This window comes from Bradyrhizobium sp. SHOUNA76, from assembly GCF_023006445.1.
Lineage (GTDB): Bacteria > Pseudomonadota > Alphaproteobacteria > Rhizobiales > Xanthobacteraceae > Bradyrhizobium.
The window spans coordinates 1-10,637 of sequence record NZ_JALBHA010000192.1 but is presented as its reverse complement, the minus strand read 5'-3'; the positions used below and the strand labels follow the sequence as shown (position 1 = coordinate 10,637).

The 10,637-nt window shown below is 64.7% G+C and carries 9 protein-coding genes and 1 pseudogene; 4 read left to right on the top strand and 6 right to left on the bottom strand.

The features are described from left to right. A partial coding sequence (locus MOV74_RS19985; protein WP_246925918.1) for a TIGR02302 family protein occupies positions 1-1,573 on the bottom strand: 1,573 nt, incomplete at its 3' end. Between the two features lie 180 nt (positions 1,574-1,753). On the opposite strand from MOV74_RS19985, the gene MOV74_RS19980 reads away from it, so the two are divergent. Both MOV74_RS19980 and MOV74_RS19975 read left to right on the top strand, forming a co-directional pair. After that, complete coding sequence (locus tag MOV74_RS19980; protein ID WP_018316258.1) at positions 1,754-2,137, top strand: carboxymuconolactone decarboxylase family protein; 384 nt, start codon at positions 1,754-1,756, stop codon at positions 2,135-2,137. 134 nt (positions 2,138-2,271) lie between these two features. Further along, positions 2,272-3,180: an NAD(P)-dependent oxidoreductase gene (locus tag MOV74_RS19975; protein WP_246925916.1), complete on the top strand. Its 909-nt coding sequence runs from the start codon at positions 2,272-2,274 to the stop codon at positions 3,178-3,180. A 64-nt stretch (positions 3,181-3,244) separates the two neighbouring features. On the opposite strand, the gene MOV74_RS19970 is transcribed toward MOV74_RS19975, so the two are convergent. Further along, positions 3,245-5,014 (bottom strand): tannase/feruloyl esterase family alpha/beta hydrolase, encoded by a 1,770-nt coding sequence (locus MOV74_RS19970; protein WP_246925914.1) that lies wholly within the window; start codon positions 5,012-5,014, stop codon positions 3,245-3,247. A 155-nt stretch (positions 5,015-5,169) separates the two neighbouring features. Continuing rightward, the gene (locus MOV74_RS19965) at positions 5,170-6,219 is read right to left on the bottom strand and encodes an AraC family transcriptional regulator (RefSeq protein ID WP_246925911.1); all 1,050 of its coding nucleotides are present in this window, start codon (positions 6,217-6,219) and stop codon (positions 5,170-5,172) included. Between the two features lie 97 nt (positions 6,220-6,316). On the opposite strand from MOV74_RS19965, the gene MOV74_RS19960 reads away from it, so the two are divergent. Then, entirely contained in the window at positions 6,317-7,189 is an 873-nt protein-coding gene (locus tag MOV74_RS19960) for a helix-turn-helix domain-containing protein (protein WP_246925909.1), read from the top strand. 134 nt (positions 7,190-7,323) lie between these two features. On the opposite strand, the gene lysA is transcribed toward MOV74_RS19960, so the two are convergent. The 3 genes from lysA to argH form a co-directional block, all read right to left on the bottom strand. Next, positions 7,324-8,589 carry a diaminopimelate decarboxylase gene (gene lysA, locus MOV74_RS19955; protein WP_246925906.1) on the bottom strand — a complete coding sequence of 422 codons (1,266 nt, stop codon included), beginning with the start codon at positions 8,587-8,589 and terminating at the stop codon, positions 7,324-7,326. A gap of 23 nt (positions 8,590-8,612) precedes the next feature. Next, complete coding sequence (locus MOV74_RS19950; protein WP_246925902.1) at positions 8,613-8,912, bottom strand: LPS translocon maturation chaperone LptM; 300 nt, start codon at positions 8,910-8,912, stop codon at positions 8,613-8,615. Between the two features lie 94 nt (positions 8,913-9,006). After that, complete coding sequence (gene argH / locus MOV74_RS19945) at positions 9,007-10,404, bottom strand: argininosuccinate lyase (RefSeq protein ID WP_246925901.1); 1,398 nt, start codon at positions 10,402-10,404, stop codon at positions 9,007-9,009. Positions 10,405-10,505: 101 nt separating this feature from the next. Between argH and MOV74_RS41025 the strand changes: the two are divergent. Further along, positions 10,506-10,637 (top strand): annotated as a pseudogene (locus tag MOV74_RS41025) (thiol:disulfide interchange protein); the annotation flags it as partial.

Sequence of the window (10,637 nt, the reverse complement as noted above, 5' to 3'; positions counted from 1 at the left end):
CGGCGTTGACGCTGCCGGCGACACCGTCGTCCTCGATGGTGACCGCGAAGGCCCACATGCTCGCCACGACATTGCGCAGGGCGTCGTCGGTGCGGGCAGCCTCGAGCTGGGTCGCGAGGCTCCGGAGGCCGAGATAGCAGCCGGCATCGGGCGTGAACAATTCGGGTGCGATCATAAGCGCGTCGAGCGCGGTGTAGACGTCGGAATTCCTGTTGGCGTCGAGCGCGAGGATGCGGCGTTGCTCGATCAGCGCGCGCGCGAGCGAGTTGGTGAACAGACGCTCGGGCAGGCGCATGTTGAAGGGTTCGCTTCTAGCCTCGTTGCCGGCCTCGTCTTTGGCGCTCAGCGTCAGCGTAACGTCGGCGCCGGCATACGGATCCTCGCTGAGATCCTTCACCGTCTGGCCGACGCCGTTGCGGGTGCGGGCGTTCGGCAGCACGAGCGGGAAGTGCGGCGGCTCGAACAACGGCCGCGCCGCGGCCTTGGCGTCGGAATCCTTGCGGCCATCCTTGACGGCATCTTTGGCGTCGGCGGAGCGCAAGGCAATGTGCGCATCCGCGCCGGTGACGCCGTAATCATCCTCGATCTTGTAGGAGAGCTGGAGCCCGCCGCGCGCCTGGCGCTCGGGATCCTTGGCGAGCACGATCGTCGGCGCACGGTCCGGCGTTGCCGCAAACGCCCATTGCGGCTGGCCGGAAGGCGCGCGGACACGCGCGGTGCCGTCACCGGTGATGGCACAATGCTTCTCGTTGGTGCCCTTGGGTGCAGCCTCCGCGGGAGCGACCTCCTTGAGACCGCCGGAGACGGCGACATCCAGGCTGCCGCCGGAGGAGCGCACGATCAGGGTCGAGCCTGCGGGAACGGCAAGCGGGCCTGAAGCCGGCAGCGCCGCGGCCTCCTTGTTGGCGGCCGACAGGATGATCGGCGGCTTGCCTGTGTAGAGCGGCGGGGTGACCCAGGCATCAACGCGAACATTCGCTGGCGCCAGCACGCCGTTCCAGTCGAAGGCGGCCCCGAGCCGCATCGCGCGCTCGTCGCCGGCGGCGAAGAAGGTCGCGACCAGCATCACCATGACCAGCGCGCGCAGCGCCCAGGGATCATGGAGCGCAAGTCGCGGATGCGGCAGACCGGCTCGGATGCGCTTGATCGAGGCCAGCGTCCGCTCGCGCTGCGCCTGCCACAGCGCCTGTGCGACCGGATCCTGCGAGGACAGTGTGTCGGTCAGCGTCGTCGCCGGGCGGTGACGGATGCCGGAGCCACGATCGAGCCGGGCCAGCGCCTCGTCGCGGCTCGGCCAGCGAAAGCGAAACAGGGGCAACAGGACGGCGATTGCGATGGCGGCGAAAACGACGAGACCGATGGCACGGGCGATGAACGGCAACGCCAGCCACAGGCCGGCCCAGGACACCACCAGGAACAGGCCGACGACGGTCAGAAGCCGCGCCAGATTTGGCCAGGCACGCTCCCACGCTATGGCATAGATGGCCCGATCGAGGGCCTGCGCCAGCTTCAACCGCGACAGAGCGTCACTGTTGCGGATCGGGTCTGACGGGTCGGGGGTGACGCCGTTCAATCAACTCTCCAGGTTGCCCGGTGGGAGAGGAGCCTATCACAACGGCAGCACTGAGGCATCCGTTCCCGTACGGGAGACACCCCTTTTCCCGCATAACACGAGGACGTGACTGGCCCCGCCCAACCCCGTAATTTCCGCCGCGCCGCCCGAGAGAAACGCAAGGGAAGTAAGGGAAACGCCATGGACAAGAAGATGCACGACAAGGGCCTGGAAGTCCGCAAAGCGGTGCTGGGCGAGGCCTATGTCAACAACGCCCTGAAGAACGTCGATGATTTCAACCGTCCGTTCCAGGAGATGTTGAACGAATATTGCTGGGGCACGGTGTGGGGCCGCGAGGAGCTGCCGCGCAAGACCCGCAGCATGCTCAACATCGCCATGATCGCGATCCTCAACCGCCAGCACGAGTTCCGCGCACATCTGAAGGGCGCGCTCACCAACGGCGTCAGCCGCGAGGAAATCCGCGAGATCCTGATGCAGGTCGCGATCTATGGCGGCATGCCTGCCGCAGTCGACAGTTTTCGCATCGCGCGCGAGGTGTTCGCGGAGATCGACGGCAAGGCGTGAGCCGAACAAACAGCTTTCAACGTATCGCTCCGTCATTGCGAGCGAAGCGAAGCAATCCAGAAATCCCTCCACGGACACATCCCTGGATTGCTTCGTCGCTTCGCTCCTCGCAATGACAACAGAAAGGAAACACCATGGACATCGGATTCATCGGCCTCGGAAACATGGGTTTCCCGATGGCGCGGCGGCTGATCGAGGCGGGACATAGGCTCGTCGTGTTCGACACGCGCAAGGAAGTCATGGGCAAGCTCGTCGCGCTTGGCGCTACGCAAGCGACATCGCCGAAGGACGTCGCCGATCAGGTCGAGACTGTCATGGCGAGCCTGCCCTCGCTGCAGGCTTCGCTCGAGGTTGCAACCGGGACGAACGGCGTGATCGAGGGCAGCCGCGCAAAACGCTTCATCGATCTGTCCACGGTCGGCTCGGCGATGGCCGCGAAGATTCACGGACTCCTCGCCCAACGCAACATCGTGCAGATCGACTGCCCCGTCTCCGGCGGTGTCGGCGGCGCCGAGAAGGGCACGTTGGCGGTGATGGTCTCCGGGCCGAAGGCGGAGTTCGAACTGCTCAAGCCCGCGCTCGACATCATCGGAAAAGTGTTCTTCATCGGCGAGAAGCCCGGCGCGGCGCAGACCATGAAGCTCGCCAATAATTTCCTGTCGGCGACCGCGATCGTGGCCACGTCGGAGGCCGTGGTGATGGGCGTGAAGGCCGGGCTCGATCCCGCCGTGATGATCGACGTCATCAATGCCGGCTCTGGCATGAACACGGCGAGCCGTGACAAGTTTCCGCGCGCGGTGCTGCCGCGTACATTCGACTTCGGCTTCGCCACGGGACTCATGGTGAAGGACGTGCGGCTGGCGCTGGAGGAGATGAAGCAGCTCGGCCTGTCGATGGAGGTCGCCGACGCGGTCGGGCGGTTGTGGGAGACCGTGATAGCTGCGGAAGGCGCCGAGTCCGATTTCACCGCGGCGATCAAGCCGATCGAGAAGAAGGCGAACGTCGTGGTGGGCGGAAAGATGGGCGGGTTGGCGGGACGATAACGCGCGCTCATCCTGGATCGGTGCACGCCGATCCAGGATCCCGCCCCATCACCGACCGGTCGGATCAGCGATTATCGTCCTGGCGTCCGCCCTTGCAGAAGCCCGGATCGACTGCGCTTGCGCGATAGTCCAGCGGGCCGTCGAACTCGTCCTTGTACTTGACGAGGACATCGGGGCAGACTGCCTCCGCCGTCTCGAGATTGCCGCCACAGCTCCAGTTGGCGGCATCGTTGACGTCACCCGTTCCCTTGTACTTTGCCGTTTGCGGATAGGGGCACAAGGGCCGCGACAGTGCCGGCGCCAAACTGCGGCCGACGACCTGGTCCGGCGCAACGCCTTTCTCGACCCAATTGACGAGCGCGGTAAAGTCGGCGCCATTTTGCGGCCAGGCCCCCGTGGTGCCGAGGCCGAAGATCGGCAGGCCGCAATGACCGACGCCGGGTGCGTGATACAGGCGGTAGAAGCTCTGCACGCCCTCGAAACCGGTTCGATCGTGATTCCTCTGATAGCGCTCTGCCATCTGCCGGTAGTAGTTGAGAACACCGCGCGGATAGATGAACTGGTCGTTGGCGCCGAGGAAAGTCATCAACTTCCCACCACGGGCGCGGAAGGCATCGAGCGGGCCGAATGTGTCGGTCACATCGGCGATGTTGCGGGAGCCCGCTTCCGCCACTCTGGGATAGGACAGCCCCTTGCCCCCGAGGCTGACGGTATTCCATTTGGTCGATGGCGGCGCGAAGCTTGGATCGATCAGGTTCCATTCGAACTGGGTCACGCCAAGCGGAAACGGCGTCGGACCGTCGAGGATCGAGAAGTCGCTGCCGCGATCCAACCCGAACCAGATACGATTGCCATGCTTGTTGCGCGGACCGTCCCAGATCTTGTCGACCACCACCGCCTCGTCCGCGGTCAGGCAATTCGGTGCCGCCGGCGCACCCGGCTTCCCACATATGTTGGCCTTGGCACTGAAGCGGCAGGTGCGGGGATCGTTGATGATGCCGTCGACCGCGCCATCATTGGCGTCGCAGGCCGCGATCGCCGATTTCTGCGCCGCGACCAGCTTGGCAGGAGGGATCGCTCCGCTCGGGTTCTCGCCTGCCTGCTCGAACATTGCGATCTGGCCCCACATCTGCGCGGTCTGGAAGCGCGTCCAGTACACCGCGGGAGCGCTGGCAAGGATGCCGTCGAGCTGGCTCCCGAGCTCCTGGGCCAGCAGATATCCCTGCCGGCCGCCCGTCGAGCAGCCGTTCCAGTAATTATAGCTGGGCGGCTTGCTGTAATAGGCGGTCGCAATGCGCTTCGACCACAGGATCTGCTGCTTGATCCCGTTGCGGAAGAAATCCTGGATGAATTGGAGATTGTAGGTATGGTCGGCATTGACGCCGGGCGTGCAGTCGCCGCCGGCGTGGCCGCCATCCGTCCCCGATCCGACATAGCCGGCATTCACGGCCGCATCTACGTTGAGATTGCCGGCGCATCCGCCGCCGCCAAGGCCTTCGGTACGGCCGTTCCAAGCGCCCATGGTCCCGCCTGCACCGCCGTCCGCCGGGCTGAGCGGCAATCCTATCGCGATGGTGATGTTCTGGCTCGGACTCGTGCCGTAGACCAGCGTGACGCCGCAGTACTTCGTGCTGGCAGGAGCCGCCGTCGTCTTGATGGCGCTGGTCGCCGACTTGATGGAGGGATTGTTCGCCAGCTCGAACCGCGGATCCGTCGCCAGGCCCGCGCATGTCGGTGCCGCAAGTGCCGCGGCAGCGTTCGGCAGCGCGACCGCTCCGGCGACCAACGCAACTGTGGATGCGCAAACGCGCAATAGAATTCGTGAACACTCCATGATGCCCTCCCCGATCTGTTGGTATTTTCGGGAAGTCGTAGCATCACGATGCGAGGGGGCCGTAGAACAAGGTCGTCATCGGCTGGAACAAAACCTTCCGGCGACAGATTTTTTCCGGGGACCACGGGCGCGCCGGAGAAGCGCAACAGCACGCGTCAGGAGCGCGCGCCCTTCGCTGCCCTCGCAAGCCTTGCCGTCTCGGACGGCGCTTCTCCAAAGCAATCGCGATATCTCGACGCGAAATGCCCCATATGCGCAAAGCCCCACTTCAGCGCCACGTCGTGGACCGACAGCGCATTCAGCGGCGATGACAATTCCGCCTGCACCGCCTCGAGGCGAATCTGCCGCAGATAAGCCAGCGGCGTCACGCTCCTGAAGCGGTGAAATCCGTACTGCAGGGATCGCACGCTGATGCCTGCCGCCTCTGCCACCTCGCTCAATGTCAGCGCCTGGTGCATGTTGGCGCGCATGAAGTCGATCGCCTCCCTGATCCGGCGCGGCGTGGCGTCTTGCTGGCGGCGCTGGCGATCGCTGAAGCCATGCGGAAAATTGAGGAAGACCAGCCGCAGGATGGCTTCGCCGAGCAGCGCCATGGACTTCTCGGAGCGAAGCGCCTCGTCGCGCATGCCGGCTCCGACCGCTTCGGCCAGCGCCGTGAGCATGCGGCCCGCGGGACCTGCAAGATCGAGCCGCGGGTTAAGCTCCATGCTGCGCAGCGACCCACCCTCGAAAATGCCGGACAGCACCTTCCGCACCGTCGCGACCTCGAATTCCAGCGTGACGTGCGCGTGCCTGCCGCGGCCGGCATAGGCGATCGAGCTGACTTCCGGCACGCTCAATGCCAACGCGTAATTGTGGTCGATGGCCACGGTCCGATCCCGCACCCTGCCGCTCACCGTCCCCGAACTCGGCAGCACGAGCCCGAGCCTCTCCTTGCGGTGCGAGAGGCGGCAGGTCCAGTCGATCTCGGACTCGACATCCCACCAAGAGAATCCGCTCGTCGCGGCAAACTGGCCGCGCCAGCGGAATGCGCTTCGGCTGCCGTCCAGATCAATCCGCGCATGAGGAACGAGCCGATTGAACGTGCTCAGGAACCTGTCGAAGCTCTCATCGCGGCTACTGAGATCGGTGAACATCGGACCATGTCCGTTGGATGCGGGACAACCGACGGAACTCAATCCCAAACGCGCAATCTTGTCCAGCACGCGCAGCTCCTGCGCCAGGAGACGCTTCGCTGGAGAATCTCATGGCCTTAGGATGACATCTGACCCGCACCCTGACGAACCGCGAGAAACTCGTACGATGGAACTGCCGTTCTTCCATCTCTACGGTGAGCCCCCCGACCCTCGCGCGTTCAATTTCGTCCATGCCGAGACCATCCCGTCGCGCTGCTCGCTCCATGACTGGCGGATCTGCGTTCATCGCCATGCCAATCTTCTGCAGATCCTCCTGATCGAGCACGGCGCCGGCGAGGTCCAGTACGAGACCTCGATGATCCCCTTTCACGCCCCCGCCATCATCGTGGTACCTCCGACCATGGCTCACGGATTTCACTTTCAGTCGTCGACGAGCGGCTGGGTGGTCAGTTTCACGGAGGACGTGGCACGAACGTTCGGCGACGCTGCGGGAGACACGGTCGCGCGCCTGAAGCGGCTGACGATGGCCCCCGTGGTTTCGATCGCGGAGAACGACATGGCCCGCCTATCCGACCTGAGTGCGCGCCTCAGCGAAGAGCGCCTGCTCTCCCGCGAGGGGTTCAATGTCGCCGTGAACAGCTACCTTGCCCTGATCGCAGTTGAAGTCGGGCGCCTGGCGATAGGCCGGAGCGGCACCGCAGCCCATTTCAACGACGCAGTGATCGAAAGACTGCTCGAGCTGATTGAAAGTCATTTTCGCAGCCGGCGGCTGCTAAATTTTTATGCGGCGAAGCTCGCGATGACGTCCGACGGCCTCAACAAGCACGTGAAGCGCATGACCGGGGTGACGGCCGGACAGCTGATTAGGCGACGGGTCGTCACCGAAGCAAAGCGGCAACTGGCGTTCTCGGATCAGCCGATCAACGAAATCGCGTATGATCTCGCCTATGCGGATCCATCGCACTTCGTGCGTTCCTTCCGCAAGGAAACCGGTGTGACCCCGCGGACCTTCCGCGCCAATGCCGGTCGATTGGCCTGATCGCCTGGCAATCCCAAATCCTGCCGCGATTGCGCGTTGCCGCCGATTTGCCTCGACGTCTCAAGCGATTTCAGTGCGCCAGGCAGCCCCGAGGCTACTGTGCATGGGGTTGCTTTGCAGGTTTTGCGTCCGCCTCACAGCCACGGCGCGGGCGTGTCCATCGCGATCAGTTGCTCGACCTCGATGCGCGGGCGCACCACGGCGTATTGATCGTCCTTCACCAGCACCTCCGGCACCAGCGGCCGGGTGTTGTACGTGCCGGCCTGCACCGCGCCGTAAGCACCGGCGGTCATGATGGCGAGGAGATCGCCGGGCGCGGGCGTCGGCAGCGTGCGATCGAGCGCGAGATAGTCGCCGGTCTCGCAGACCGGGCCGACGACATCGGCCGTGATGGTGGCGGCGCCCGTGGCGGGCTGCTTCACTGGCAGGATGTCGTGATGCGCCTCGTACAGCGTCGGGCGGATCAAATCGTTCATGGCAGCGTCGATGATGACGAAATTCTTGCCGTCGCCGTGCTTCACATAGATCACCTTGGCAACCAGGATGCCGGCATTGCCGACGATCATGCGGCCGGGCTCGAACATCAGCGTGCAGCCGAGATTGTGGCTGACGCGCTTGACCATCGCGGCATAGGCGGCCGGCGACGGCGGCGCCTCGCGGTCCATGTAATAGGGAATGCCGAGGCCGCCGCCGAAATCGACGTGGCTGATGTTGTGACCGTCGGTGCGCAGCGTCTGCACGAACTCGGACAGGATGCGGAACGCGGTCTCCATGCCGGAGAGCTCGGTGATCTGACTGCCGATATGCACGTCGGTCCCGGTCACCTCGATGCCCGGGAGTTTCGCGGCGCGGGCATAGACCTCACGGGCATGCACGATCGGGATGCCGAACTTGTTCTCGGACTTGCCGGTCGAGATTTTGGCATGCGTGCCGGCATCGACATCGGGGTTGACGCGGAGCGAGATGCGCGCGGTCTTGCCCATCTCGGTCGCAACGCGCGACAGCAGCTCGAGCTCCGGCTCGGATTCGACGTTGAGGCAGAGGATGTCGGCGGCGAGCGCGGCGCGGAGTTCGGATTCGGTCTTGCCGACGCCGGAGAACAGGATCTTGTTTGGCGGAATGCCGGCGGCCAGCGCGCGCTTCAATTCACCACCGGAGACCACGTCGGCGCCGGCCCCGAGCTTGGCCAGCGTGCGCAGCACCGACTGGTTGGAGTTCGCCTTCATGGCGTAACAGACCAGCACCTTCTCGCCGGCGAAGGCCTCGGTGAAGACGCGATAGTGCCGCTCCAGCGTCGCGGTCGAATAGCAATAGAACGGCGTGCCGACGGTCGCGGCCAGCTCGGACAGGTTCACCGCCTCGGCGTGCAGCACGCCGTTGCGATAGTCGAAATGGTTCATGGCTTAGGCTCGGTTGTCCCGGCTTATTTCTTGCCGGGAGGTTCGTCCAGGAGCGGGTCGAGAATAAACGGTTTCTTCCGGCCCTTGGCCGCCGCGGGCTCGGCATCCGCACCTGAGGCTGAGGTGGGATTGAACATGCTCGACGTCTTCTGGGCTGCGGTCTCGGTGTCGACAGGCGCGGCGCCGTTGGCCGTCGGCGCGCTGGTGGCGGTCGGCGGCAGATCCAGCGGACCCTTGCGGCCGCAACCCGCAAGCGCAAGCGCCGTCAGGCTCAAGACAATGATGGCCCACCCCGAGCCGGCCGGGCGAAACTTTGACGTCACGACGAAATCCCCACTACGCGGGCCGCACCATACAGAGATTGGCACGCTCTGGCGAGAGCCCGGATGACCATGAAACATCAGCGAAATTTTACCCTCAGCCCAATTTTCGCTCTTTTTCCAGCCGCTTCACCCAGGCCTTGGCCTGGGCCGTCACGTTCTTCGGAGCGGTGCCGCCGAAGCTGGTGCGGCTCTTCACCGACGATTCGACCGAGAGCACGCCGAACACGTCCTTGGTGATTTTTGGCTCGATCGCCTGCATCTCCTTGAGCGGCAGCTCGTGCAGCGCCACGCCGCCCTCGGCGGCCTTGGCGACGATGCGGCCGGTGACGTGATGGGCCTCGCGGAACGGCATTTTCAGCGTCCGCACCAGCCAGTCGGCGAGGTCGGTCGCGGTGGCATAGCCCTCGCCCGCGGCAAGCTTCATCTTGGCTTCGTCGGGCACGAGGTCGCGGACCATGCCGGTCATGGCGCGGATCGCCAGCGACAGCGCGGCAAAGCCCTCCATGGCACCCTGCTTGTCCTCCTGCATGTCCTTTTGATAGGCGAGCGGCAGGCCCTTCATCACGATCAACAGACCGTTGAGCGCGCCGATGACGCGGCCGGTCTTGGCGCGTACCAGCTCGGCGGCATCCGGATTGCGCTTCTGCGGCATGATCGAGGATCCCGTGGTGAACTTGTCGCTGAGCCGGATCATTCCGACCAGCGGCGAGGTCCAGATCACGATCTCCTCGGCGAAGCGCGACATGTGCACGGCACAGATCGAGGCTGCCGACAGCGTCTCCAGCACGAAGTCACGGTCGGACACCGCGTCGAGCGAGTTCGCCATCGGACGGTCGAAGAGAAGCGCCTTTGCGGTGGCGTGGCGGTCGATCGGGAACGAGGTGCCTGCGAGCGCGGCGGCACCGAGCGGCGATTCGTTGAGCCGCTTGCGCGCGTCCTGGAAGCGGCCGCGATCGCGCGCGGCCATCTCGACATAGGCGAGCAGATGATGGCCGAAGGTCACCGGCTGCGCGGTCTGCAGATGCGTGAAGCCGGGCATCACGGTGCCTGCGTGCTCCAGCGCACGCTCGACCAGAGCCTGCTGGAAGGCTGCGAGCGCGGCATCGGTCTCGTCGAGAACGTCACGCACGTAGAGACGGAAATCGGTCGCGACCTGGTCGTTGCGCGAGCGCGCGGTGTGCAGCCTGCCGGCGGCGGGGCCGATCAGCTCGGACAGGCGGCTCTCGACATTCATATGAATGTCCTCGAGCGTGCGCTTGAACTCGAAGCCGCCCTTGCCGATCTCTGACAAAATCGTGTCTAGACCCTTGCCGATATTTTTCGCATCAGAGCCCGTGATGATGCCCTTCGCGGCGAGCATCGCAGCGTGAGCCTTGGACGCGGCAATGTCCTGGGCGTAGAGGTGACGATCGACGTCGATGGAGACGTTGATCTCTTCCATGATCTCATCGGGACGTTCCGAGAACCGGCCGCCCCACATCTTGTTGCTCATGATCCCCTGCTCACGCCTTGATTTGCCGCACGTTTGCTGGCCGCAGCCAGCCGTATTAAGAGGCCCCTGATAGCCATATCTGCGACCGGATGACAAACGATATGCTCGACAAGAAGCCCTCCGCCACGCGCCGGGTCCCCCTCGTCATCGCCACCGTGGCGGTCGGAGGGCTGGCCGGCTTCGCCGCGCTGTACGGACTGGGCCTGAGCCGCGCGCCTGGCGGCGATCCGACC